We start from the raw sequence: 25,286 nt of genomic DNA, 5'->3' as shown, positions 1-25,286 counted from the left end.
AAAATCACTCCATCACAAATGGATCGAAGTTCCTGCCATCGCTCTCGACAATTATTGCCAGCGGCGGCGTCGGAAGCTTCAGCGCCGGGACAGTAAACCCATCTCCATCTGTTTTAAAGGTCACACGGTTGCGCCAGTTGCCGGAAAGCGAGGTAATCAGCAAATGTCCCCGCGCCTCGGCAACGGGACGGCCCGCGCCGTCGGTCAGGCGCAGCCGCAGACCCGAGGCGTCAGCCTCGACCGCTGCAACGCGGCCCGGCAGCGCTTCGGGCGGCGTGACCGGCACGTCCATCGGGACCGGCGCGCAGAACGATGCCTGGCCAATGCCGGCACTGACAACAAGTTCATAGCGGGCGGCCATAGGCACGCGCGCGATGGTCGCGAAGCGGCCGGTCGTCTCCTCTCGAAGACCGCGATCAAGCGCGCGAACGATGCGCGGTGTTCCGCCCCGAAGTGGAATCGATTCCATCGGCGGCTTCCCGCTTGTGCCGTGCCCGAGGTTCAGAACAAAGCCGGTATAGCGCGCGGCGCTGACGACCAGCATCTGGTCTTCTGGCTGCAGCGGGGCCAACAGCGCGGTGTCCTGTCCCGGCGCGGGTCCGTCATTTCCAAGGGCGAAATGCCCGATGACGGCTTCCTCTCCGGGTTTTATCATGCGCAGGTCCATGACACCGGACAGGGCACCGTCCGCCGTGCGCAATACCGCAGCACCTTCAAGAAAGCCGATCTCGGCAATGACCGAGGCGCTGCCGACCACCTGGACCACCCGGCCAAGCGACAGGTCGATGACCGACATCTCGACCCCGTCGCCATAGGCAAAGGCATAGCGTCCCTCGGGCGAGATGGCGAGGTCAGCATGTTGACGCCCAAGCGGGATATGTATGGCCTTGTCGGGCGCATCGGCCCAGATGATCGACAGTCCCGCCCCGCTTAGCCATGCAAGCGCGGTGCCGTGATCGGGGCCGCCGGGATCGCTTGCCAAAAGCGCGATCGCGCGGGCATCGGCCGCTTCGTGACGGATCAGGACGTTCCCCGAAGGCCCAAGCAGGGCCACCTGATCCGCCGCTAGAACTGCCAGCCTGTCGCCCGCGCCGGCGATCCGGCGCGCGCCAATGGGCAACCGCAGAAGTGGCGCATTGTCGCGGACCGCCAGAAGATCGCCCCCACCATCCACCACCCATGCGCCACCCTCGGGGTGCGGCACCATTTGGGCCGGCTGGTACAGGCCATCAGCAAGAACTGCGATCTCTGACATCGGTGCCAGCGCGACGACCTGACCGGCATCCGGCAGGCTGAGAATGAAACGGCCGGCGACATCATCCGCGATCATCGCCGCCGGACGCTCGTCAAAGCGATGCGCTGCGATCAGGTTCGCTGTGCCGATGCTGCGCTCGGGGTCGAGGATGGTCAGGGATGCGTCCTCGCTCAGCATCCCGATCAGAAGCCCGTTCAGATCGACAGAGCCTGCCGAGCCGGTTCCCGTTGCGCGATAGGCGGCAGCGGTTTCGGTGCAGGGCAGATCGGACAGGGCTGCCGGCCTGATCCACGCCATCGGCGCTATCTCGCGCGACAGCGCCCCCGTCAGGGATTGCAACGTTACCTCGACGCGGAAGGGTTGCCCCGGCGTGACCTTGGCAATCGGGCTGCCGTCAGGTGCCGCAAACCGTAGGTGAGCCTCAAGCGGCGCGCGCCGTGCCTGATCGTTTTGCTGCGATTGCCGATCCTGCGCCCCCGCTGTGCCGCCGCAACATATCGCAACGGCGACCAGCAGTGAACGCGTGGTCAGCCAGCCGCCGGGCATGTCGTTTCCCCGATCGCGGCACCTTCGGGCAGCATCTGTAGCAGTCCCCATGTCCCGCCGCTTGCCAAAGTCGTGGGTCCATCGCTCCACAGATACGAAACCGGCTGCCCTTCGGCATCGAAAGCGCGCGGCGTCAGCCAGGCGGAAACCGCCTTGCCCGGCGCTAGCAAGGCGCTGTTCGGAAAGCCGAAGCCCGGAAACAGATCATCATAGCCCAGCCCGTTCATCACGAAGGCGCGCTGCCGCGCACGCCCGCCCGGATGGACCACGCGGATCACCACCTGTTCCCCCTGACATGCCTGAAGCGTCAGCGGCATCCGGCCGCCATCGCCGGGGCGGCTGAAGAAGTCGTTGGGGAATATCCACGCATTCAGGCTGTGATGACGCTCTGGCGAGGTTGCGCCTGCTGGCCCTTGCGCACCCATTTCGCGCAAGCGCGGCACATATCCCGCCGAACGGTAGTTGACGCCCTGCTCTCCACGATCATAGCTGTCATCGCAGACCGAGCAGTCGGGAACGGGCTGGCCGTGCTGGAAGGCGATGGGTCCGCTATCCTTGCGCCGCCACACGATCCGGGAATTGACATCGCGCAGGTTCAAACCATCCTGATAATACAGCACAAATTCTCGCAACCTGATCGGGACGTCACCCAGCCCCCCTTCGGTCGCAGCGATGCTGGTATCGACATAGATTTGTCCCTGACCGAAACCCTGAACCGCCGTTGCAGAGCGAAGCGTTGCGGAGCCCGCGCCCTGTGCCTTCGGAAGACCCAATTCGCGCATGATGTCGTCCGTGATCGCATCTGTGGCATGGCCCGCCGATGCGGCCGCGCCCACCAAGTCGACGGTTTCGGTTACACCCGGCAATTGCCAGTGACGCGGCACCACGATCACGCTGCCGAACATCCCATGCGCGGGCTGCGAGATCATGTCGCCCGTGACGCGCAATGGAACAGATCCATAGGCATATGGGATCCAATGCACTTGCCCATCCGACAGCAGCATATGCGCCTGAACGGCTTCGGCAGCGATGGCATTTGCAAAACTGCGCACAGCCACCGCGCAATCATCCGCGCTCAGCGTGTGGGAGCACAACCTGTCGCTGATCGCGCCGGCAGCGCCCACGGGCGCAAACGGATCTGGACCCATGGGCTGGATCAACCACTCCGCAGGAGGCGTTGCAGTGGCTGCATCGACAAGTTTCAACGTCTTTCCGGCTGTCCCGGCGGAATAGGTGAAATCGCCGCTTTCGCCGGAAGAACCGGCGCTGAGCTCAAGCGGCGGATCGGCCTCAAGCCCGTATTGCGTCCGAAGCGCATCCAGACGCGCACCCACAAAATGACGGGTGCAGTTATCGAGCTGCGCCGAAAGCGGCACATCGTCGCGTGCGCAGGCCGGCCAAGGGCTGCCCGGCCCAGAAGCCTCTGGCCAGCCTCGATATGCTACACGACCGGCATAGTAAGCAAACAGGGGCGAGATTGTGGCCATTTTGCCCGACGCGGCCTCCATCGGGGCGGCATTGATCCCGAAGCCGAGCGGCAGATCGGCCACCGCCGCGCCGCCGGGAAGCCCAAGCGTCAGCGCCAGCCTTGCTGACGGGCGCAGCCCGGTTTCCGGCACATTGTCCGACACCATTTCACCGCTGAGTGATAGGCCGCTTTCATCCTCGTCGACAGAGTATTCCGGGTCAGTGTTCAACGGCGTGATCGGCGGCAGGACCGCATCGCCCAACAGATCGACGCCGCCCGCCCCGCGGCTGCTTTCGGTCAGCGTGTTGATAAAACGCAGCATCACGCAATCGCCCGCGTTCACACGCAGGGTAAATGGTTCTGGTCGGTCATAGGCCGCGCGTACGGCCGATAGCACCGCGTTGCGGTCGATCACGCCCCATGCCGACTGATCCGGTTCATTTGGCAGTTCAGGCAGCAGGGCGAGCATCTGTCCGTTCCGGTCGAACTGGCCCATCCCATAGGGGGTGCCGCGCAGCCGGTCTGTCAGGTTCGTGTAAAGATCGAATGTCCGCATCGCGACGACATAGGCCTTCGTGATCCGCAGCTTTCGCCCGGGAACCGGCAGCGGACATGTCGGCAGCCCCATCGAACTGACCAGAGAGGAAAGCGCAACTGGCGAGGCCGAGGCGGATTCGAACCGCTCGGGGGCGCCGGAGACGATAACGGGATCATACTGTTGCAGCGCAGCCAACCGGTCGCCAATCGCGGCACCGCCCTGATCCTGTTCAAGCGGGTGCGGGTCGGGTGCCGCCTCGTCCTGATAGATGCGGATCAGACCCCAATCGCCGTTCCACAGCGAATCGAGCGTCCCGAAGTTGTAAAGATAGTCGGAAATCCGATCATCCCCGTGATGCGCCCGTGTCCCGGAACCCGCAGGTTGAGAAGCCGGTGCGGTCTGCGATGTCACGCGCAGTTCGGGCGTGAAGGCGACATCCTGACGCAAACGACCGCGCATCTCGAAATGCTCGGAAATGCCCACCTCCTGCGCGAAGACCATCCCCTCGATATTGTCGCAACGGGCAAGCGCCTGGCTGACATCGTGCCAGCGTCGCTGCTGAGCGGGATCTGCTGATGCCGTGATCAGCGCCTCGGCCTCGGCAGGGCTGAGATCGTCATAGCTGGGGATGCGCCCACGCAGCCAGTCGTCATATTCCTCGGGGTGAGAGCGGCGCAGCGCGGCGAAACATTGTGCGCGCGCCGGGGTTTGCGTCTGGGCCAGCGGACGCATCGCCTGCGGATAGGTCTGGTCGATATTGCGCCGGAAGGGCAACCCGGCGACGTTGAAGACGTGCTGGACCTCTTGCGCGCCCTGGATCAGCCGGAAGACCAACCGCTCGCCCTGATAGCCTTCGAGGATCGGCGTTTCGGGGTCGCGCGCGGGATCGAACAGATGCGCCTGACGCGCCGCGTCATAAACCGGGTTGCGCGAACTGAATGCGAATGCCGCATCCCCCCTTTCGCCCGCAAGCTGAAAGCGGAACGAACAGGGCGGAAGACTGCCTTCGCTCAGCTTCGATACCACCGGGCTCGGCGCGCCGCTGCGCCCCGGCCATGACATCGGATACATCGCGCAATTGTCGTCGGGCGAGCCGTCGGCATTCTTCGTGCCCAACCGCAGCGGCAACGCCGCCATGCGGTAATTGACCAGATACGGATCGTGATGATCGACCGAGATCGATTCAGGCCGAGCAGGGGCCGCGACGGGCTGGGCAAGGAGCTGGCTTTGGTCGGTCGCCGCAGCTTGTGCCGCGGCGGTCGGATAGGCCGCCGCCAGACGATGGCCCAGAAGCTGCTCTCGAAGAATGTCTGCATCCGCCTTGTCGACGGGCTGGCCGTCAGCGCCGCGTTCGCCCGCGCGCAAGAACAGGTTGCCGGCAAGATCGCCCCGATGATCCTGTCGGTCGCCGGGCCGCCCCCCTGCAAGCCACGCAGGCGGCACATCTTCGCCGCGTGCGAAATGAAGCCCGCCCTCGGCGACAAGCGCCGAGCCACAGGCGCTTTCCATTCCGGCAGCGTCTTGGCGGGTCGCGTAATCGGCTTCGCAGAACAACGTCGCCATGCCCTTTAACGCCGCACCGTCCGCTGAACCGACCACGCCTGTTTCCGGAGGTGCGGGCGTTCGGTCGCGCGGATCATAAAGCAGCGCGAAATCGGCAATGGCGAGCGCATATTCGCGATAGTTCGGATGCAACGGGTCGTGGCGGCCCATGTCGATCATCTTGGACGCGCCGACCAGTCCGTCGGGGCTTTCGGCAGGCACATCCATCGAGGCGCGAAGCTCGGTGCAGCCCTGCGCGGGATCATTCGGGCAGACAGTCTGCGGGCCCGCCCCGGCAATATCCGGGCCTGCATACGGCTCGATCAGCAGCGCGGTGTAAAAGCCGTGCTGCTGAATCGAAGACGGCCCGAAGTGGTCGTGACTGAACACCGTGCGCATGGTCCGGTCGACCTCGTTGCCGTCACCGTCGCGCGTCAGGATCGGGTCGGCAAACCAGCGCTGGGTTGTCGTCTGGAAAAGATCGCGATTGGTCAGGTTGCTGCCTTCGACAGGCGGCACCGTATCGCCCAGCCTGCGCCGCCAGATGCCGCCGTCGTCGAGGCTTTCACATTCTGTCGCCTCGGGAATGCGCGTCCCCCACGCCGCCAGCTTGCCGGTATCGCCGCCGTGAGCCGCAAAGCCATCCGCCGCGACCGCGCAGCGCCGCGCCATCAGCTCATCCGCCGCGAAGGTTCCGTCTTCGTAGTTCCACCCATTGCCCGACCCGTCCGAGGCGGTGACATCGAATTTCACCAGATGGATGTGCTGCCCGATCGTGTCGGTCGGGGTCTTGACCTGAAAATCGTCTAGAGCAAGCTCCTTCGGCAGTTCGTTGGTGTGACGGAACTCGATACATTCACCCGAAAGCGCGCGGAAGAAAAACGGTTCTTCCTGATCGCTGATCCGTGGCGAAATGATGCCTTCGCCCAGCTTATAGGTGTCCGAATTCGCCGTCAGGACGTTTATGCGGGCCTGCGGGTCGTGCCAGCCGGCCTTGTTGACGACCATGTCCAGCTGGACTGCCGATGCCTCATAGCGGCGAAACCCGATCAGCTTCGGATCTGGCGCGAAATCGCCGCCCTCGGTCAGCGGGTCGATGCCGGCGGGGCGGTCTGCATCAGGCGCGACCCCGCAAGGGTCGGCGAAGGGCGCGCCGGGACGCGCTGGCGAGGCATTAACCTCGTAGCGCCCGGTTTCCAGTGGCGCAGCGCTCGCACCCGGCACAGGGGCCGTGTGCAACTGATAGCCGCCATCCGAGAACGCCGCGCCGGTGCCGTCCGGATTGGTCATACCAAGCCCCGCGCCGTTATGGTGAAAAGCCATCGCCGCCTTTTCCAGCTCAGTGCCCTCCGGGGGCAGGGTCAGGATTTCGGCATGGTGAAGATGCGCGGTCATATCGCCCATCGCCACTGCCTTGGCGAGGATCTGCGCGCGCAGGCGTTCCAGCTTCAGTTCGGCATCGGCATCACGGGTGTCGCGGTCTGCCGAAAGCCCGTCTGAAAGCGATTTATCGGCGTCAGCCGCGTCCTTCGGCAGATTGACCCCTGCTGTGCGCTCCGCCTCTGTCACGACATGGCGGCCAAGCCCGCCGGACAGAAGCTGGCCATCCGGTGCCTTCGCGATGTCCAAGGGTGCCTGCGGCGGCCGGTGGCCGGATTTGCCCGCGATATAGAACGGGTATCCCGGCATCGCGGACATCCGCGCGTCGGCCCCGGCATCGTCAGGCATGACATCAGCAGAAGGCGCTGCGGTTTGCGCTTGCATCCCCACATCCGGCGCTGCCGATGTTACAGGCGACGGTTCTTGCGCGGCGCTATCTGCCGGCACATTCATTTGCGTCCGAAATAGCTTTTCCGGCATCGCATCCGCCGCCATGCGCGCCTGACGCCGCGCACCGAAGCGCCCCGGCAGGTCCTTGGGCGCGCGAAGACGCAGATCGGCGCTGTCATCGGGGTTCGGGGCATAGCTGGGCAGCGGCGGCACCGGCTCGCCCGGCAGCGGAACAAGGGCCGGGATCGGCGTCCCCTCGGCATCGCTCCACCTGCCGGTTTCAGGGTCCACGCTGCCCTGACGGATCATCTTCGCCTCATCCGGGTTGCGGATATAGGTCGAAAGGCCCGGCTGCGCCTGCCCGTCTGGCAGCTTGCGGGTCCCGTCCTCCAGCACGTCGTGAACACGCCACAAAGCCCACATCCCCTGCGCGAAATGCGGATAGAGGTGGCAATGGAAGATCGAATCCCCGACCGTGCGATTTCGGTTGCCGGAACCGCCCGCGGCCCATTTGCCGGGCCGACCGTCGCGCCCACCGTGATAGATGTTATGGGTGAAACCCTGCGCGGGGCCGACGGTCTGGCTGTCCAGATAGCTGCCCCGCCCCGGATCATTGCCCGAGAACCATTGATGCGCATGAAGGTGGAAGACATGCGTTTCCTTCGGTCCGGCGTGAAAGTTCCGGAACACCACCGGATCGTTCAGGTAAGAATGATGAACGTTCGATGGATCGGCGTCGAATACCTCCAGCAGGGCCGGATCGCCATTCGCCCATGAGGTCAGGAAAAACTCCTCGTAAAGGCATTCCATGCAGGACGCGGCTGGCCCGATCCCCTTTCGGTTGGCCAGCAGCAATGTTCCCATGCCGGACGCGCCGTAGTTGATCGCGAAACCGTCCCGCACGCCTGCAAGCTGCCCGAAGCTGCCCAGCTCGGCGAAGTTGCGGGTATAGAAGGTCTTCAGCTCGTCGTGGAAGAAAACAGAAAACTCGCGGAATGCGCGCGTGTCAGGCTCCTGCGTTGGCTGCTGCGCCGCCGGTGCCCCGGCGTCACCAAGCGCCTCGGCGGTTGGCACCGCGCAGCCAAGGGGCCCGTCAGACTGACGAACATGCGCCACGCCCATGGTTTCATCGCAGAACACGATTGCATTCAGGTCGCCGTGAACAAGCTCCACCGCCTCCGCATCGGCGAAGTCAGCCTGCGGCACATCAAGCGCCTGCGCCATGTTCAGGTATGGAACATTCGTCGCAGGATCGGTCGCTTCATAGTCCAGCCTTGTCATCCGCGCGTGGCGGGGTGCGTCGGCGGGGGGATTGCCGCGCTGCCAGGCCTGATCCAGCGTGCGGGGCGAAACCTGACTGCGATACCACCGTGTCCCCGGTCGCTCTGCCAGGAGTGCACCGAAAAGCCCGTGGGTGACCGACCCGCCATCGCCCTCGCCCCCTGATGGTGCGGCGTTGGAGGCGAAGAAATGCGTTCCCTCCTGTCCGACCAGATAATGGCATTCGAACGTCTCGCCCGGCGGAACGGCATCGGTGCCAAGGCATGCGCCTGACACCTTTCCATCGACCGGCAGCGGCAGCATACCCTGAACCACAAAGCTGAGATTGCGCGTCCGGGGCCAGTTGCCATCAGGCTGCGAGGCCGTGGACAGCGCATCTTCGTCGCACGTGACCTCTCCATGATCGGCGCGGTCGGCGCTGCCGCGCGACAGTTCGGCGCGCACGGCCTCGCGCTGACGATCGCCGGTCGCCGCCCCGGCGCACATCCCGGCCGAGAAATCCGGTCCCGGCATCGGCTGAAGCAGGTTGGTGACGCGCAGCACCAGCGTATCGCCGACATTGGCGCGCAGAACCAGCGGGCGCGGCCGTTTGCAGTCGCGCAACCGCGCATCGCCTGCGCCCGGCATGTCTGCCTGCGCGAAGGACTGGCTATCCGTATCGTTTTCGCACTGCGGATCGACGCCAACGGGCACAGCCCCGTTCAGCGGGACGACTTCGCGCGAAAGCGAGAATATCATTCCATAGGGATTGAAAGAGCCGAAGCGGTTATAAACCAGTGTCTGATCCAGCGCGACAATATCAGCGCAAACGATCCGTCCACCATTTTCGCGCAGGATTCCCTTATCGAGAATATCACTGCAGAAGCGACTTCCATCGTCATTATCTGCAGCGGCCTGCCCTGAATTCGCCTCTGCGTCCGCGTTCAGCGAATAAGCGGGTGCAGCGGCGGCGCCAGCCGCCAGAATACCAGCAACAAAAAATGCGCGCGTCGCGTGACCAAAGGGGAAGACCATGAAAAAACACTCCCTTACAAGACCCTAGGGAAATAGAAACATGAAACTGCATAAAATAGCCTTGGAATTTACAGGATACTGAAATTGCGCGATTCGTTCCAATGAATATTGCCGGGAGAGCGCTTAATCTCATAATCGGCCGCATTATCTGATGCTACCGGAGGCGGAATAAGGCGCATTCACCTTGCGCCTCGCCATACGTGCAGAACTCGGGCACTGGCGCGAACTATCGCGGCAGTCGTCGCATCGATTCCTCAGGTCCGGTCTGCTGTGGGTGATCGTCCGGAATGCGAAACAGGCAGCAAGATTTTCTGATGAGGTGCAAAGCGGACGCGTATCAACGCCCCGCATCGACACCGCACTGATCGACCGTTACGCCATCTCTGCGGCGATCAACGACTGAACCCGCAGAAGTCCATCGGCGTTTTGGCGGTTTTTCTACCTGCGTAAACTTTGTAGACCTGCCGAAGCAGAGCGGGCGGGAAATGCCATGACGAAAGACGATACAGGCAAGCCCAGATTGACCGAGGCTGAAAAAATCGCCCGCCGCGCGAAGAATGCTGCAAATCGCGCCCGACGTGAAGCGAAAGCGGCAGCGCGTCTGGCCGCCGCAGAGCCTTCAAAACCGGCAGGAATCGGCAAAAAATCGCTTACGAAAACGCCTGACAAGGTCGAATCCAATCCCAAACCGCGTGCTGCGCTGCCGCAATCGGCGAAAACCGGCCGAAAACGACAAATCGCAGACATTACGAACAATAAGCCCGCCGCGCCATTCAATATCCTTGTAGTCGCGCAGTCAGGCAGGCTGGAATATGAGGCGCTTCTGTTTGCAGAATCCCTCCGTCGGAATGCCCCTGACTGGCCCGGTCGCCTGATCGTTGCCGAACCGAGGCCAGAGGCCGCATGGGCAAACACGGCCACCTCGATCTCGCCGCAGGTGCGCGATGCGCTTGAGGCGCGCGGGGCCGAGTTCACGCCCTTCACAGCGCGTCATTTCGGCGCGGCCTACCCGCATGGCAACAAGATCGAAGCGCTAAGCCTTCTGCCGGCAGGCGAGAACTTCGTGTTCCTTGACAGCGATACGCTGATTACTGGCCCAATCGACCGGGTCGGGTTTGATTTCAGCCGTCCTTCCGCCTCGATGCGGCGCGAAGGCACGTGGCCGAAGCCGCCGCTTTACGGGCCAGGCTATGCGGACATATGGGAGGCGCTTTACCGGCGCTTCGGCCTGGATTTCGCCACCTCGCTGGACCGCGACCAGCCCGACGAACATTGGGAACGGTATCTGTATTTCAACGCAGGCTGGTTCTTCGGTTCAGACCCGAAGATTTTCGGACAGCGCTATCTCGACTGGGCCCTTGCGATCCGGGACGATCCCGGCGACGCGCTCGCCTCTCAGGAACTGTTCCCGTGGCTTGACCAGATCGTGCTGCCGCTTGTGATCCACAGCCTGGGGGGGGGCCGCCCCGGTCCGGAGCTTGCCGGGCTGGATGGTTTCGCGACATGCCACTGGCGCAACCTGCCGCTGCTATACGCTCGGGAAAGCGAGATCGCCGTCGACGCATTGGAAAGCGCCGCCGAAGCCCCCGACATCAAAGCGTTGCTGCAGGGATGGGAGCCTGCGGCGCGCCTGATTTACGAGGGTAACGGTCGCAACGCACTGCGCCCGGCCATTGACCGTGAACGGTTGCCCCTGCGCGAACAGGGCTTGCGCAAGCAGATCAAGCGCTTGGGCTGGTGGTTGCTGTAATCGCAGGCTGCTGACGGTCGCCGCGCCCTTGTCAGGGACGCGGCGACCAACACAATGACCGGCGGGATCAGAGGCCCGCTTCGGTCAGAACCGCATCACAGCGGGCGCAGGTCCCCGGATGGCTATGCGTGCCGACATCGGGCAGGATCTTCCAGCAGCGTTCGCATTTCTGGCCCTCGGCCAGCTCGAACACGACGCCAACACCCTCGATATCGGGCATGCGGAACGCCTCTGCCGGTATCGGGTCGGCGGTCAGCGACAGGTCCGAGGTGATGCAGATATCGGCGAAATTCACCGATTTCAGCGCCTTCAGCATCGTGTCGTCCCGGACATGAACGATCGGCGCGGCCTCCAGACTGGCACCGATGGTCTTGTCGGCGCGCTTGACCTCCAGCGCTGCGGTCACCGCGCGCCGCGCACGGCGCACGCCGTCCCATTTCAGGGCCAGCGGCTCGTTCAGCCAATCCGCAGGCGTTTCGGGGAAGTCGTGCAGATGCACGCTGTCGTCGTCAGACGGGAAGCGCGACAGCCAGACATCCTCAATCGTGAAAGGCAGGATCGGGGCGAGCCATGTGACAAGGCGGTGGAACAGCAGGTCCAGCACCGTCCGCGCGGACCGGCGGCGGATGCTGTCCGGCCCGTCGCAATACAGCGCATCCTTGCGGATGTCGAAATAGAAGGACGACAGGTCCACCGTCGCGAACTGGAACAGAGCCTGGAACACGCCTTGGAAATCATAGGCGTCATAGCCCTGCCGGACCTTGTGATCCAGTTGCGCAAGGCGGTGAAGCACCCATTGCTCCAGTTCCGGCATATCCTCGGGCGCGACCTTTTCTGCGTCGCTGAACCCGGACAGATTCCCCAGCATGAAGCGCAGCGTATTGCGCAGCCGGCGATAGCTGTCTGCGGTGCCCTTCAGGATTTCCGGCCCGATGCGCTGATCGGCGGTATAGTCCACCTGCGCCACCCAGAGCCGCAGGATATCCGCGCCGTATTGCTTGATGACCTCGGCAGGCACGATGGTATTGCCAAGCGATTTGGACATTTTCATGCCCTTTTCGTCCAGCGTAAAGCCATGCGTCAGCACGCCGCGATAAGGCGCGCGTCCCTTGGTCGCAGAAGCCTGCAGCAGCGAAGAATGGAACCAGCCGCGATGCTGGTCGGTGCCTTCCAGATACAGATCGGCGATCCCGTCGGGGCTGCCATCCGCCCGGTCACGGATCACGAAAGCATGGGTCGAGCCAGAGTCGAACCACACATCAAGCACGTCCATGACCTGTTCGTAATCGTCCGGGTTGATGATGCCGTCCAACATCTGCTGCTTGAAGCCGTCGCGATACCAGACATCCGCGCCTTCGGCCTCAAACGCCTCGACGATGCGCTTATTGACCTGCGGATCGCGCAGCAGGAAGTCATCATCGGTCGGCTTCGCGCCCTTCTTCACGAAGGTCGTCAGCGGCACGCCCCAAGCGCGTTGACGCGACAGCACCCAGTCGGGGCGGTTTTCCACCATGCTGAAGATACGGTTGCGCCCGGTCTTCGGGGTCCATTTCACCAGATCGTCGATGCTGGTCAGCGCCCGCTGACGGATGGTCTTGCCATATTCGTCCATCCCATCGTCAAGATCCTTGTCGATGGCAGCAAACCATTGCGGCGTATTGCGATAGATCAGCGGCGCTTTGGAGCGCCAGCTATGCGGATAGCTGTGCTTGATCTTGCCCTTGGCCAGCAGCTTTCCGGCATAAGCCAGTTGCTTGATGTTTTCGACATTCGCGCCACCATCCTTGCCGTCCTGCTGGATGATGAACTGGCCACCGAAAAGCGGCAGATCAGCGCGATAGCTGCCGTCCGGTTCGACGTTATAGGTCATCGGCAGGCCATGCTTCAGGCCAAGCTGATAGTCGTCGTCGCCGTGGCTGGGTGCGTTATGCACAAAACCGGTTCCGGCGTCGTCGGTAACGAAATCGGCGCCAAGCAGCGGAACATCGTAATCCCATTCGCCATTGCCGCCCTCGACCCCGCGATAGGGGTGGGCAAGCGTCAGGCCCTGCAGTTCGTCCGGTGACACATCGCGCAGGCGTTTGTGGCTTTCGACCTTGGCCGACTGCATGACACCTTCGGCAAGGGCATCGGCCAGCACCAGCTTCTCGCCCGGTTGCGCGGTCGAGTTTTCGGCAACTTCCATGACCTCATACAGCCCATAGGCGATGTCAGGGTTGAACGAGACAGCGCGGTTCTGCGGAATGGTCCAGGGCGTCGTTGTCCAGATGACCACGGATGCACCGTCCAACTCGCCGCCCGTAGGCGAGAACCGCACCCAGATCGTGTGGCTGGTATGGTCGTGATATTCGACCTCTGCCTCGGCCAAGGCCGTCTTTTCGACGGGCGACCACATCACGGGCTTGGACCCCTGATACAGCGAGCCGTTCATCAGCAGCTTCATGAACTCCTCGGCGATGACCGCCTCGGCGTGATAGTTCATGGTCAGATAGGGGTCGTCCCATTTGCCGGTGACGCCCAGACGCTTGAACTCCTCGCGCTGGATATCGACCCATTGATCCGCGAAGCGGCGGCACTCCTGACGGAACTCGACCGTATCGACGGTGTCCTTATCCAGACCCTTCTGGCGATACTGCTCCTCGATCTTCCATTCGATCGGCAGGCCGTGGCAATCCCAGCCGGGGACATAGCGCGCATCGCGGCCCATCATCTGCTGGGACCGGGTGATGAAATCCTTCAGCACCTTGTTCAGCGCGTGGCCGATATGCAGGTTGCCGTTCGCATAGGGGGGGCCGTCATGCAGGATGAAGGGCTTCCGCCCCTCGCCCTTGGCACGCAGCGTGTCATAGATGTTCAGCCGCGCCCAGCGGTCCAGCCATTCCGGTTCGCGCTGCGGAAGGCCGGCGCGCATGGGAAAGTCGGTTTCGGGCAGGAAAACGGTGTCGCGGTAGTCGGGGGTATCGCTCATCGGCGGGAATCCTTCAGGGGTAGATCAGGCATGCGAAATCCCGGCGGCGAGGAACCCCTACGCCGCCGGGCGGATAATTCGTATGATCCGGCCCGTTCTGAACATGCTGCGCTATATAAAAAGCGCAGGCCGGGGCTGCAAGCGGACTTGGCACTTGCCGGGCCGCGCGCAGCACCTATCTGCAAAGAACACGCCCCTGCGGACATGAATGATGCCCCAACCCGCCCCTGCCCGCTTCGACATGGCGCGAGAAACCGCGGTCAACCGCTTTGTGCGCGCCCGTTACGGGCTGCGCGGCACCTTGGCGCTGCACCGAGAGGCGCTTGGCTGGGATCTTCTGCGTGCGCCGCTGAACGTGGCGCTATCGCCGATCTTTCTGCTTTTGCGGCTGACAGGCGGGTTGCTGTCGATGTTGGGCGCGAAACGGGCGGGCGACTGGCTGAAGTCGCGGCAGGTCTTCCTGACCTCTGACGTGGCACGCCGGATCGAGGCGGATGTGACCCAACTGACCGAAGACCTGACCGCGCAGGGCATCGGCCCCAAGGCAGATCCGCAGGTCGTCCGCGCCGAAATCACCGCCCATGCCGAGACGCGCAACGCGGTGGCCGAAATTACCACCTCGCTGCTGGTGCTGGCGGCGGGGCTGTTTCTGTTCCGGCAGGCGACGCCGGGGATCATTTCACTTGCCGGGCCGTTGGCCGAGTACCGCGCCCATGGCACCGCCGTGCGGGATTTCTGGCTGGGGGACCGACTGGGTAGCGCGTGGTATTGGGCCTTCCCGGTCGAGCTGTCGCCCTGGGCCGTTATCCTGACCGGCGTCGTTCTGGCGGTGCTGGCGTCGCTTGCCACGACATTCGCCGGATTGATAGCCGACCCGTTCCAGTTGGCCACCGGCACCCATCGCCGGCGCTTGATGCGCATGTATTCCCGCCTCGACCGGGCTGACGCCACGCAATCGGGCGGGCTGGCGCGCGAACATCTGCTGGCGCGCTTGGGTGATCTGTCTGACGCGGTGCTGAGCCTGCTGCGCGTCTGGCGTTAACCGCGCCCGCGATAGGTGGCGACGCCCTGATCGGGCAGCCAGATGCCATCCGGCACAGGCCCCGTCTGCCAGAACACGTCGATCGGCATGCCACCCCTTGGATACCAGTAGCCGCCGATCCGAAGCCAGCGCGGATCGAGCACTTCGACCAGTCGCTTGCCGATTGTGACCGTGCAATCCTCGTGAAAGGCACCGTGATTGCGGAAGCTGCCAAGAAACAGCTTCAGCGACTTGGATTCGACCAGCCAGTCGCCCGGCACATAGTCGATGACCAGATGCGCAAAGTCGGGCTGGCCGGTCATCGGGCACAGGCTGGTGAATTCGGGCTGGGTGAAGCGCACGACATAGCCCTCTCCGGCCTGCGGGTTCGGGACGCGTTCCAGCACGGCCTCATCCGGGTTGGCGGGCAGTTTCGTGTCCTGACCAAGCTGGGTCAGGTTGTCTGTATAATGCGGCATGTCGGCTCCTGTTTTGTCCGGGTGGGCTGCGACCGGGTGTGGTGCAGATATCAGCAAGCGGTGGCCGGGTCAAAGCGGCAAGGTTGCAGCGTCGGATCGTTAGCGTTAACATCATAGTATTCATTGGGTTGATACAGGGTGCTGGCATGTATGTTACGCCACAGGAAAGCGTGAATGGCGGCGTCTGGTTGCGGTTGCTGGCGGCGTTCCTGATTACCGCCATGTCGGCGCTGATCCGCGAGGCATCCGACACGGCCACGCTGGGGCAGATCATCTTCTGGCGCTCGGCGATCGCGATCATCCCGATTTGCATTTACATGGCGATCCGCGGTCAGTTTCCGGCTGCACTGCGCACCCGCCGCCCGGGCGCGCATTTTCTGCGCGGCGCGTTGGGGGCGGCGGCGATGGCGCTGTCCTTCATATCGCTGGCCTATCTGCCCGTCGCCTATGCCGAGGCGTTGGGCTTTCTTGGCCCGGTCCTGTCCCTGCCGGTCGCCGCGTATTTCCTGCGAGAGCGGATCACGCTTTGGCTGGCCGCGGCAGTTGCTATTGGCTTTGCCGGAGTCATCGCGATCCTGTGGCAAGGGCTGACCATGCCGGGCGAAGGCGCGCTGATCGGCATCGCTGCGGGTCTGGGTTTTGCCGCGCTGATCGCGGTCTATCGGGTTTACGTGAAAACCATGACGCGAACCGAAAGTGCGGCGACGATTTCCTTCTATTTCGCGCTGTTCACCACCTGCGTCGGTCTGGCGACATGGCCCTTCGGCTGGAACAGCCTTGGCCTTTACGCGACGCTGGTACTGATCGGCGCGGGGCTTCTGGGCGGGCTGGCCCATATCGCCGCGACCGAGTCGATGGCCCGCGCCCCGGTATCCGTCCTTGCCCCGTTCGAATTCACGGGCCTCGTCTGGGCGGTCATCTTCGATTTCGTGCTTTTCGCGACGCTGCCCGGCGTTCCGGGCTGGATCGGCATCATCGCGATCACGTTGGCTGGGCTGATGGTCGTGATCCCGCCAGAGCGGTTGTTGCGGCCTCGGCGCGATGCTTGACGAAATGCAGCACAGGGCTCTGATCGCGCAATAACATGATTCAGGGTGCCGAAGACTGCGACAATTCCGACCCTTGCCGCGCAGCATGGACAACGCCATCTAGACGGCATGAGCATTCCGCCCCGCCTTGACGTGACCCCCGACCAGATCGACCGCGTGGTCGCTGTCTTCTACGCCGCGATCCGCCGGCACGAGGTGCTTGGCCCGATCTTCGCCAACCATGTCACCGACTGGCCCGCGCATGAGGAAAAGATCGCCCGTTTCTGGCGCAACGCGATCCTGTATGAGCGCAGCTATGACGGAAACCCGATGCGCACCCATATCCAGGCAGGCGATGTGCGGGCCGAACATTTCGCGCCTTGGCTGATGCTGTTCGACGAAACCCTGCGCCGCACCCTGCCTGCAGATGCCGCTGCCGGCTGGTCGGCACTGGCGCACCGCATTGGTGGCGGTTTGCGCATGGGGGTCGAGGATCTGCGCAAATCGCCCTCCGGTCCGCCGATCTTGCGTTAACGCGTGAATAGGCGCAAACAAAAGAAGAACATCGAAGGGGATTCGCCATGAAAATCGACTATATCGAATTCGCGTCACCCAGGATGGAGGCAACCAAATCCTTCTTCACCGATGCCTTCGGGTGGAGCTTCAACGACTACGGACCCGACTATCAGGAACTTGCAAATGCGGGCGTGTCGGGCGGGATCGCAGCGGGCGAAGCGTCGCCGCCACTGGTGATCCTGAAAGCCGACGATCTGGAAGCCGCATTCGCCAAGGTCAGCAGCGCGGGGGCCGAAATCACGCGGGAAATCTACAGCTTTCCCGGCGGTCGGCGCTTCGAGTTCCGCGAACCCGGTGGCACCGCGATGGCCGTCTGGTCCGAAACCTAACTGCGGCGCTTGCGCTTTTCCTTCTTCGCCGCAGCCCGTGCCTTGGCCTTGACCTGCGCGGGCCTGCGGCGGACCGGGCGACCGCGCCGTGACTTCGGACCGGCCGGGACGGTCGCACCATCGAGTTCCAGCAGCTCAAGGATCAGACCCCCGGTCAGCGGTGACGCTTCCGCAAGCCGCACCTTCACGCGCTGACCGATTGTAATCTCGACGCCCGTTTCCGACCCGACCAGCATCTGTGCGTCCCGGTCAAAATGGAAATACTCGTTTCCGATCTCGCGGATCGGCAGCAGACCGTCAGCCCCCGTGCCGTCCAGCTTCACGAAAGCGCCGAACTTCTGGACTCCGCTGATCCGGCCCGTCATCTCGGAACCGACACGCTCTGCGAGGTAGGCCGCAAGATAGCGGTCGGTGGTGTCGCGCTCGGCCTCCATGCTGCGGCGCTCTGTGGCAGAGATCTGGGTCGCGGTATCGGCAAGGTTTTCGATATCCCAGTCCGACAACCCATCCTTCCCCCAGCCATGACCGGCAATAAGTGCGCGATGCACGATCAGGTCCGAATATCGCCGGATCGGGCTGGTGAAATGCGCATAATTCTTCAGCGCAAGACCGAAATGGCCCAGATTGTCGGGGTGATAATAGGCCTGCGTCATCGACCGCAGCGTACTGATGTTGATCAGTTCATCGAAATCCGATCCCTCGGCCTGCGCCAGCAGCTTGTTCAGGTGGCTGGTATGCAGCACCTGCCCCTTGGCCAGCACGAACCCCGACGCCTGCGCAACTTCGCGCAGCGCCTCCATCTTCTCGGCCGACGGCTCCTCGTGGACCCGGAACAGCAGCGGGCGTTTCAGGCGGGTAAGCTCCTCGGCTGCGGCGACATTGGCCAGGACCATGAATTCCTCGATCAGCTTGTGCGCATCGAAGCGGTCCTTGAAGTTCACCGACTTGACGCGACCGTCATCGCCCAGAACGATCTGACGTTCCGGCAGATCCAGGTCGAGCGGTTGCCGCCGCCCGCGCGCACCCTTCAGCAGATCATATGCCTGCCAGAGCGGTTTCAGCGCCGTGTCCAGAAGCGGTGCCGTCACATCGTCCGGCCGGCCGTCCATCGCCGCCTGAGCCTGTTCATAACTGAGGCTGGCGAGAGAATTCATGATCCCGCGATGGAATTTCTGACCGATCTTGTTGCCCTGCGCGTCGATCCGCATCCTGACAGCGATGACGGCGCGGTCCACGCCTTCATGCAGGCTGCACAGATCGCCCGACAGCACATCGGGCAGCATCGGAACCACCCGGTCGGGAAAATAGGTCGAATTGCCGCGCTTACGGGCCTCGCGATCCAGCGCACTGCCGGGGGTGACGTAATGGGCGACATCCGCAATCGCCACCCAGAGGATCATGCCGCCCGGATTTTTCGGGTCGGTATCGGGCATGGCAGCCACCGCATCGTCGCGGTCGCGCGCATCGGCGGGGTCGATTGTCAGGAACGGAATATCGCGCAGATCATCGCGGCCCTTCATCGTCGCGGGCTTCTGTGCGTCGGCCTCGGCGATTACCTCGTCAGGGAAGTCATCGGGGATATTATGCTGATGAATGGCGATCAGGCTTACGGCCTTCGGCGCAGACGGATCGCCCAGCCGGTCGGTGATCCGCGCCTGCGGCAGGCCCAGCCTGCCCTTGGGACCGGATTGCTCGGCCTCGACCAACTCGCCGTCTTCAGCGCCCTGACTGTCCGCCTCGCGCACACGCCATTCGCGGTCGGCGCCCTTGTCGATGGGCAGGATGCGCCCGCCTTCCGTGCCTTTGCGATAGACGCCCACGATCTTGTGCTTTGCCTCGCCGATGCGGCGGATCATCCGGGCGATGTAGTCGTGATCCTCGCCCCGCTCCTCGATCAGGCGGGCGAGGATACGGTCGCCGGGGCCAAGTGCGGGGTCAGCGTCGCGCGGACGGAACAGGATGCGCGGCTGTGGCCCGTCGCCGCGCAGTTCCATCGGCTTGACGAAAATATCCCCGCCCCCATCCGGCGGCAGGATCTGGACCACGGTGACGGGCGGCAGCGTTTCGGCATCCCGATAGGTCTTGCGGCGACGCTCCAGCCGGCCTTCTTCCGCCAGCTCCTTCAAAAGCCGCTTGAGATCAATCTTCTCCTGTCCCTTGACGTTGAACGCCTTCGAGATGTCGCGCTTCGATGCGGCGTCAGGATGATCTGCGACCCAGTCGAGGATCTGCTGTTTGTTCGGCAATGCCATGACGGTCCTTTCCCCGGACCGTTCACGCGGTCCGCCCAGACACAATACGCAGGCTGCGCTACAGTTCCAGAACCATGTCCCGATGCGGGATGCCGGCATCAGTATATTCCGGCCCATATGCCGTAAACCCGAGCCTTTCATAGAACGGTATCGCCTGCACCTGCGATGACAGCTTCGCCTTCGCGATCCCTCGCTCGCGCAGGGCATCGACTGCATATCGCATGATTGCCGCGCCTGCCCCCGTCCCGCGCGCGCTTCGCAACACGCAGACCCGGCCGATCTTGCCTGTATCGCCTTCGATGAACATTCGCGCGGTCGCCACCGGACGATCGTCCTGCCAGCCGAGGACATGCAGCGCCTCAGGGTCGCGGCCGTCCCATTCCTCGGCCTCGCTCACGCCTTGCTCTTCGATAAAGACGCGGCGGCGCAAATGCCGGCAGGTTTCCAGATCATCAGTCAGCTCGACCTTCATGCGAAATACTCCGACAGGATACGGCCATAGACGCGCTGAAGGGCGCGGATCTCGCTTGCAGGGACACGTTCGTCCACCTGATGCATGAAGCGTCCGACAAGCCCGAATTCCAGCACCGGGCAGTGATCCTTGATGAAACGTGCATCCGATGTTCCACCCGTGGTGGACAGGACAGGCCGGATGCCGGTTTCCGCCTCGACCACGCGGGCGACCAGATCGACAAAGGGGCCGGGTTCGGTCAGGAAGCTTTCGCCCGAGACATCGCCCGACAGCGTGATCTCCACGCCGGTCTGGTCGCTGATGCGCGCCGCCCGCGCCTTCAATGCCTGATCCAGCGCTTCGGACTTGTGCAGATCATTGAAGCGGATGTTGAAAACGGCAGACGCCGTTTCGGGCACGACATTGCTTGCCATATTCCCGCAATCCACCGACGTCACCTGGAGCCCAGACGGATCGAAATGTGCCGAGCCCGCGTCAAGCGGCGTCGAGGCCAGCTCGTCCAGAAAGCGGACAAGGGCATGCAGCGGATTGCGGACGCGTTCGGGATAAGCGACATGCCCCTGAACGCCCCGCGCATTCACCCGGTATGTGACCGATCCGCGCCTGCCGATCTTGATCATCTCGCCGAACACCTCTGGATTCGACGGCTCTCCGACGATGCAGACGCTCATCCGTTCATTCCGGGTGTCCATCCAGTCGAGAATGGCAGTCGTGCCGTCTCTCGCCGGGCCTTCCTCGTCGCCGGTAATCGCGATCAGGATGGCCCCGTCCGGCGGGGTGTCGGTGACAAAGTCGATTGCGGCGCCGACAAAGGCCGCGACGCCGGATTTCATGTCGGTGGCACCCCGGCCCCAGATCGTGCCGTCTGTGTCGAGATGACCCGAAAAGGGCGGATGCGTCCAGCTATCGGGATTGCCGGGCGGCACGACGTCGGTATGGCCATTGAACCCGAAGCTGAGCGGCGCGCCTCTCTCGCCCCATCGCGCGAAGAGGTTCGGCGTGCCGTTCCGGTCGATGCGCGAGCACTCGAATCCGGCAGCTTCCAGACGCGCCGTCAACAGCGCCAGCGCGCCGCCTTCTTCGGGCGTGACCGATGGGCAGCGGATCAGTTCGGCGGTCAGTTCGGCGGCATCGGTCATCGCGAATCCTTCTTTACGCAAGGGATAGGGTCAGCCTGCCAGAAGTTCCAGCCCGCGCCGCACAAGGTTAAGTCCGCTGAGCACGAGCAGCACCAGCGTCCATCGGCGGAACTGGGTCACGTCCAGCCGGTCATGCACCTTCAGCCCTGCCCACATCCCAAGAACGCCCGGCACGATCAGCACCGCAGACAGCGGCAAGGTCTGCCCGTTCAGCACCCCAGAACCAAGATGCGCGAAGGTCAGCACAACCGCGCCCAGCAGGAACACCACGCCCTGCACCCGCATCTGTTCGTCCTTCGGCGCGCCGACAGACAGCAGATAAACAATCAGTGGTGGCCCCCAGATCCCGGAAATCCCGCCATATAAGCCCCCGATTATGCCGGTCACGATCTCGAACCTGCGTTCGTGATGGACGGGCAGCTTCAGCGGACGGCCCGACAATTGCCAAGCCGCGAAGGCGACAATCGGAATGCCAAGCAGCAGATACATCAGACTTTGCGGCACCGCGCCGATGAACGCGGCCGAAACAAGGATGAATATCCCGACCATCGCAATATGCCAGCGGAACCGCCTGACCGATCCCCAGGCAGCGCCGAACCCCTGCCGCCCGGCTTGCATGACATTCGTCACCAAAGTCGGCAAGATCAGCGCCGCAAGTGCCAGCTTTGGCGGCAGCACCGATGCGAAGGCGGACATCATGATCATCGGCATGGCGAAACCGACCGCGCCTTTCACGAAACCCGCGAACAGCGTCACCCCGAAAACGAACCAGAAGATGCCAGGATCAAGGCCGAACATGCTGCGACACTAGCGCCACGGTTTGCCGCTGCAACGGCTATCGCACCGCATTGCGTGACATGTCCGCAACAGAACGCGACGATTTTGCAACCTGACATGTTGTCGCGCGCGCGTCCTTGCAGCCCACGCTGTCCCCGCAGAGCCTTGATTATCCTTGCACCACACGCAAATCGCGGATCAGTTTCATTGCCGAAGCCCCCGATTGCTGACATATCAGTGAGTTGACCGGAAAAGCCTGCGATGCAATTCGGCCTTCAATAGAAAATGTTTCATCCAACCGGAGACGCTGCCATGTTCCGCCAACTGACCGCTGCCGCGCTTGCAACGCTCGCGCTTGCCGCCTGTGAACCGACCGCGACGACGCCCGATGATCCCTATTCCACCATTCCGACCGGCGACTATGTGCTGTTCAATATCGGTGGCGAGGTTCTGAGCGTTCGTCACACCACGATGACCATCTCGCCCGAACAGATGGTCGGCCGCACCGGCTGTAACTCTTTTGTCGTTCCGGTTTCGGGCACGCCGCCTGAATTCGTTGCCGGCCCGATCCAGTCCGCTGGTCAGACCTGCCGGTGGAGCGCGCAAGAAACGAAGTTCTTCAACGCACTGCGTCAGGCCAACCGCATCAGCTATGAAGACGGCGTTCTGCGCATCTCGGGCGGTCCCGATACGCTGACCTTCGAATACGGCCATCTGGCGACACCAGCCGGTCCGATCGGGCGCAACCTGAACCCGAACGATCAGGCGGCTGCCGAGGGTCAGTAAGCCACGCTAAAGCGGCAGGGCCGTCGTTTCGGCGACGGTCCTGAGCGCAAAGGAAGAATGCATCTGCGCCACGCCGGGAAGGCGGGTCAGATATTCGCGGTGGATACGTGCGAAATCGTCCGTATCACCGACCGCAAGCTTCAGCAGGTAATCTGCCGTTCCCGCCATCAGATGACATTCCAGCAGGTCCGGGATTGCCCGCACCGCACGCTCGAACGCCTCCAGCAATTCGGTCGCCTGACCGGACAGGGTAATTTCGACGAATACCGTCGAAGGGCGCCCGATAAGCCTGCGGTTCAGCAGCGCGACATATGACTTAATCAGGCCCTCTTCCTCCAGCCTTTGGACCCGGCGATGGGTTGCAGAGGCGGACAGATTAACCCGCGCCGACAGGTCGGCATTGGTGATTCGACCATCCTTCTGCAAGATCGAAAGGATACGACGATCAGTCGCGTCAATCTCGGTCATTTGAAAGAAATCTCCGGCATAGTTGCAATATGGCGCAATATTCTTCGAACAAGAGGTGCTGGCAAGCGCCAGATCGAAAGCACCCGCACGGCAATTCGTGTCACTCTCGTGACAAGGCGATACGCCAGTCAGAACCAACAGGAGAGCGCGATGCTGATAGGTTGCCCGACCGAGATCAAACCACAGGAATTCCGTGTCGGCCTGCGCCCGGACGCGGCGAGAGAGGCTGTCGCACATGGTAACAAGGTGCTGATCCAGGCCGGCGCGGGCATCGGGTCCGGCTATACGGACGACCAGTATATCGCCGCCGGTGCCGAAATCGTGCCCGATGCACGAACGCTGTTCGAACGGGCAGAATTGATCGTCAAGGTGAAGGAACCGCAGGCGGTGGAGCGTGCCATGCTGCGCCGCGGTCAACTGCTTTTCACCTATCTGCATCTTGCCCCAGACCCGGACCAGACCCGAGAGCTTCTGGACAGCGGCGTCACCTCGATCGCTTATGAGACCGTGACCGATGCGCGCGGCGGCCTGCCGCTTCTTGCGCCGATGTCAGAGGTCGCCGGCAGACTTGCCCCGCAGGCCGGCGCCTGGGCACTACAGAAGGCGAATGGCGGTGAAGGCGTGCTGCTTGGCGGCGTGCCGGGCGTGCGCCCCGCAAATGTCATCATCATCGGCGGCGGGGTCGTCGGGACGGCCGCGGCACGTGTTGCCGTTGGGATGGGGGCGAATGTGACGGTGCTCGACCGCTCGATCCCGCGGCTTTCATATCTTGACGATATTTTCATGGGGCGGCTGACGACCCAATATGCGACCGCCGCGGCGACGGCGGAACTGCTGCGTGCCGCAGACATGGTCATCGGCGCGGTTCTGGTGCCGGGTGCCGCCGCACCCAAACTTATCAGCCGTGCGCAGCTTGCGTCGATGAAGCCCGGCGCGGTTCTTGTCGATGTCGCCATCGACCAGGGCGGCTGTTTCGAAACCTCTCATCCGACCACCCATCAGGACCCGATCTACGAGGTCGACGGCATCGTTCACTACTGCGTTGCCAATATGCCCGGCGCAGTGCCGCGCAGTTCGACCCAGGCGCTTGGCAATGCGACACTGCCCTTCGTGCTCGCGCTCGCTGACAAGGGCTGGCGACAGGCGGTGCATGACGACGCGCATCTGCGCGCGGGGCTTTCCACGCATGAGGGCAAGCTGACCTCTGCCCCGGTTGGCGCGGCGCTGCGTAGCCCAAGCATATCGCCCGAATCGCTGCTGTAGGCGATCGCTCTTGCTCGGTCGCATGAAAAAGGGCCGGAAGGCTTACGCCCTTCCGGCCCCTGTCGGCTTCGGGTGATGGATCAGACCGTCGGACGTGCACGCAGCTCGTCGCGGATCTGAACCAGAAGCTCTTCCGAGGTCGGGCCGGCGGGTGCGGCTTCCTCTTCGGCTTTCTTGCCGATTGCGCCGTCCTTGATGCGGTTGACGGCCTTGACTAGCAGGAAGACCACGAAAGCGATGATCAGGAAGTTGATCACGGCCGAGAAAAACGCCCCGTAGGCAAAGACGTTGGCACCGGCGTCACGTGCTGCCTGAAGCGAAGCGCCTTCCGGCGCAGTGCCCGACAGGACCACGTATTTGCTGGAAAAGTCGGTGCCGCCGGTGATGACGCCGATGATCGGATTAATCAGGTCCGACACCAGCGAGGTAACGATTGCCGTGAAGGCAGCACCGATGATGATGCCGACGGCCATATCCATGACATTGCCCTTGGCAATGAATTCCTTGAACTCTTTGATCATGCGTTTAACCTTTCCTCGTTCGCGCGCATGGCAGCCGCCCCTA

17 protein-coding genes are annotated in these 25,286 nt (G+C 63.1%); 7 read left to right on the top strand and 10 right to left on the bottom strand.

Annotated elements, in window-relative coordinates:
• Nucleotides 1-4: 4 nt before the first annotated feature.
• The gene (locus FQV27_RS07410; protein ID WP_147097218.1) at nt 5-1,801 is read right to left on the bottom strand and encodes a hypothetical protein; all 1,797 of its coding nucleotides are present in this window, start codon (nt 1,799-1,801) and stop codon (nt 5-7) included.
• Nucleotides 1,783-9,414 carry a hypothetical protein gene (locus FQV27_RS07405; protein WP_147097217.1) on the bottom strand — a complete coding sequence of 2,544 codons (7,632 nt, stop codon included), beginning with the start codon at nt 9,412-9,414 and terminating at the stop codon, nt 1,783-1,785. The genes FQV27_RS07410 and FQV27_RS07405 overlap by 19 nt, the downstream gene beginning before the upstream one ends.
• A 490-nt stretch (nt 9,415-9,904) precedes the next feature.
• Between FQV27_RS07405 and FQV27_RS07400 the strand changes: the two genes are divergently transcribed.
• Complete coding sequence (locus tag FQV27_RS07400) at nt 9,905-11,164, top strand: hypothetical protein (protein ID WP_246133028.1); 1,260 nt, start codon at nt 9,905-9,907, stop codon at nt 11,162-11,164.
• A 67-nt stretch (nt 11,165-11,231) separates the two neighbouring features.
• On the opposite strand, the gene ileS is transcribed toward FQV27_RS07400, so the two are convergent.
• Nucleotides 11,232-14,132 (bottom strand): isoleucine--tRNA ligase, encoded by a 2,901-nt coding sequence (ileS, locus tag FQV27_RS07395; protein WP_147097216.1) that lies wholly within the window; start codon nt 14,130-14,132, stop codon nt 11,232-11,234.
• Nucleotides 14,133-14,343: 211 nt separating this feature from the next.
• Between ileS and FQV27_RS07390 the strand changes: the two genes are divergently transcribed.
• On the top strand, nt 14,344-15,174 hold the full coding sequence (locus FQV27_RS07390) for a DUF6635 family protein (protein ID WP_147097215.1): 831 nt from the start codon (nt 14,344-14,346) through the stop codon (nt 15,172-15,174).
• Here the strand turns inward: FQV27_RS07390 and queF are convergent.
• Nucleotides 15,171-15,632 (bottom strand): preQ(1) synthase, encoded by a 462-nt coding sequence (gene queF / locus FQV27_RS07385; protein WP_147097214.1) that lies wholly within the window; start codon nt 15,630-15,632, stop codon nt 15,171-15,173. The genes FQV27_RS07390 and queF overlap by 4 nt on opposite strands.
• A 146-nt stretch (nt 15,633-15,778) precedes the next feature.
• Here queF and FQV27_RS07380 point away from each other — a divergent pair, with 146 nt between their 5' ends.
• From FQV27_RS07380 to FQV27_RS07370, 3 genes are all read left to right on the top strand, one after another.
• Entirely contained in the window at nt 15,779-16,681 is a 903-nt protein-coding gene (locus FQV27_RS07380) for a DMT family transporter (RefSeq protein WP_147097213.1), read from the top strand.
• A 108-nt stretch (nt 16,682-16,789) separates the two neighbouring features.
• A complete protein-coding gene (locus FQV27_RS07375; RefSeq protein ID WP_147097212.1) occupies nt 16,790-17,194 on the top strand; it encodes a group III truncated hemoglobin in 405 nt (134 codons plus the stop codon).
• A 47-nt stretch (nt 17,195-17,241) separates the two neighbouring features.
• A complete protein-coding gene (locus FQV27_RS07370; RefSeq protein WP_147097211.1) occupies nt 17,242-17,565 on the top strand; it encodes a VOC family protein in 324 nt (107 codons plus the stop codon).
• Here the strand turns inward: FQV27_RS07370 and rnr are convergent.
• Genes rnr through FQV27_RS07350 form a run of 4 tightly spaced genes read right to left on the bottom strand, consistent with a single transcriptional unit; the run spans nt 17,562 to nt 22,226 of the window.
• Complete coding sequence (rnr, locus tag FQV27_RS07365; RefSeq protein ID WP_147097210.1) at nt 17,562-19,817, bottom strand: ribonuclease R; 2,256 nt, start codon at nt 19,815-19,817, stop codon at nt 17,562-17,564. The two genes, FQV27_RS07370 and rnr, sit on opposite strands and share 4 nt — an antisense overlap.
• A gap of 58 nt (nt 19,818-19,875) precedes the next feature.
• Entirely contained in the window at nt 19,876-20,289 is a 414-nt protein-coding gene (locus FQV27_RS07360; protein ID WP_147097209.1) for a GNAT family N-acetyltransferase, read from the bottom strand.
• Nucleotides 20,286-21,428 carry a succinyl-diaminopimelate desuccinylase gene (gene dapE / locus FQV27_RS07355; protein WP_147097208.1) on the bottom strand — a complete coding sequence of 381 codons (1,143 nt, stop codon included), beginning with the start codon at nt 21,426-21,428 and terminating at the stop codon, nt 20,286-20,288. Before dapE ends, FQV27_RS07360 begins: the two co-directional genes overlap by 4 nt.
• 30 nt (nt 21,429-21,458) lie before the next feature.
• On the bottom strand, nt 21,459-22,226 hold the full coding sequence (locus FQV27_RS07350; protein ID WP_147097207.1) for a sulfite exporter TauE/SafE family protein: 768 nt from the start codon (nt 22,224-22,226) through the stop codon (nt 21,459-21,461).
• Nucleotides 22,227-22,517: 291 nt separating this feature from the next.
• Between FQV27_RS07350 and FQV27_RS07345 the strand changes: the two genes are divergently transcribed.
• Entirely contained in the window at nt 22,518-22,991 is a 474-nt protein-coding gene (locus FQV27_RS07345; RefSeq protein WP_186827248.1) for an META domain-containing protein, read from the top strand.
• Between the two features lie 6 nt (nt 22,992-22,997).
• On the opposite strand, the gene FQV27_RS07340 is transcribed toward FQV27_RS07345, so the two are convergent.
• Nucleotides 22,998-23,459: an Lrp/AsnC family transcriptional regulator gene (locus FQV27_RS07340; RefSeq protein WP_147097205.1), complete on the bottom strand. Its 462-nt coding sequence runs from the start codon at nt 23,457-23,459 to the stop codon at nt 22,998-23,000.
• A 150-nt stretch (nt 23,460-23,609) separates the two neighbouring features.
• Here FQV27_RS07340 and ald point away from each other — a divergent pair, with 150 nt between their 5' ends.
• Nucleotides 23,610-24,722 (top strand): alanine dehydrogenase, encoded by a 1,113-nt coding sequence (gene ald, locus FQV27_RS07335; protein WP_147097204.1) that lies wholly within the window; start codon nt 23,610-23,612, stop codon nt 24,720-24,722.
• Nucleotides 24,723-24,802: 80 nt separating this feature from the next.
• On the opposite strand, the gene mscL is transcribed toward ald, so the two are convergent.
• The gene (gene mscL, locus FQV27_RS07330) at nt 24,803-25,243 is read right to left on the bottom strand and encodes a large conductance mechanosensitive channel protein MscL (RefSeq protein ID WP_147097203.1); all 441 of its coding nucleotides are present in this window, start codon (nt 25,241-25,243) and stop codon (nt 24,803-24,805) included.
• Nucleotides 25,244-25,286: the final 43 nt, after the last annotated feature.

Origin of the sequence: Paracoccus aurantiacus, from assembly GCF_007993065.1 — a bacterium.
Taxonomy (GTDB): Bacteria; Pseudomonadota; Alphaproteobacteria; order Rhodobacterales; family Rhodobacteraceae; genus Paracoccus; species Paracoccus aurantiacus.
This window is presented reverse-complemented; position numbering and strand designations above follow the sequence as displayed.

What these genes read in the sequence shown, in the direction of transcription:
- FQV27_RS07410 (WP_147097218.1), bottom strand. Translation starts at nt 1,801, where the DNA reads ATGCCCGGCGGCTGGCTGACCACGCGTTCACTGCTGGTCGCCGTTGCG.
- FQV27_RS07405 (WP_147097217.1), bottom strand. Translation starts at nt 9,414, where the DNA reads ATGGTCTTCCCCTTTGGTCACGCGACGCGCGCATTTTTTGTTGCTGGT.
- FQV27_RS07400 (WP_246133028.1), top strand. Translation starts at nt 9,905, where the DNA reads ATGACGAAAGACGATACAGGCAAGCCCAGATTGACCGAGGCTGAAAAA.
- ileS (WP_147097216.1), bottom strand. Translation starts at nt 14,132, where the DNA reads ATGAGCGATACCCCCGACTACCGCGACACCGTTTTCCTGCCCGAAACC.
- FQV27_RS07390 (WP_147097215.1), top strand. Translation starts at nt 14,344, where the DNA reads ATGCCCCAACCCGCCCCTGCCCGCTTCGACATGGCGCGAGAAACCGCG.
- queF (WP_147097214.1), bottom strand. Translation starts at nt 15,632, where the DNA reads ATGCCGCATTATACAGACAACCTGACCCAGCTTGGTCAGGACACGAAA.
- FQV27_RS07380 (WP_147097213.1), top strand. Translation starts at nt 15,779, where the DNA reads ATGTATGTTACGCCACAGGAAAGCGTGAATGGCGGCGTCTGGTTGCGG.
- FQV27_RS07375 (WP_147097212.1), top strand. Translation starts at nt 16,790, where the DNA reads ATGAGCATTCCGCCCCGCCTTGACGTGACCCCCGACCAGATCGACCGC.
- FQV27_RS07370 (WP_147097211.1), top strand. Translation starts at nt 17,242, where the DNA reads ATGAAAATCGACTATATCGAATTCGCGTCACCCAGGATGGAGGCAACC.
- rnr (WP_147097210.1), bottom strand. Translation starts at nt 19,817, where the DNA reads ATGGCATTGCCGAACAAACAGCAGATCCTCGACTGGGTCGCAGATCAT.
- FQV27_RS07360 (WP_147097209.1), bottom strand. Translation starts at nt 20,289, where the DNA reads ATGAAGGTCGAGCTGACTGATGATCTGGAAACCTGCCGGCATTTGCGC.
- dapE (WP_147097208.1), bottom strand. Translation starts at nt 21,428, where the DNA reads ATGACCGATGCCGCCGAACTGACCGCCGAACTGATCCGCTGCCCATCG.
- FQV27_RS07350 (WP_147097207.1), bottom strand. Translation starts at nt 22,226, where the DNA reads ATGTTCGGCCTTGATCCTGGCATCTTCTGGTTCGTTTTCGGGGTGACG.
- FQV27_RS07345 (WP_186827248.1), top strand. Translation starts at nt 22,518, where the DNA reads ATGTTCCGCCAACTGACCGCTGCCGCGCTTGCAACGCTCGCGCTTGCC.
- FQV27_RS07340 (WP_147097205.1), bottom strand. Translation starts at nt 23,459, where the DNA reads ATGACCGAGATTGACGCGACTGATCGTCGTATCCTTTCGATCTTGCAG.
- ald (WP_147097204.1), top strand. Translation starts at nt 23,610, where the DNA reads ATGCTGATAGGTTGCCCGACCGAGATCAAACCACAGGAATTCCGTGTC.
- mscL (WP_147097203.1), bottom strand. Translation starts at nt 25,243, where the DNA reads ATGATCAAAGAGTTCAAGGAATTCATTGCCAAGGGCAATGTCATGGAT.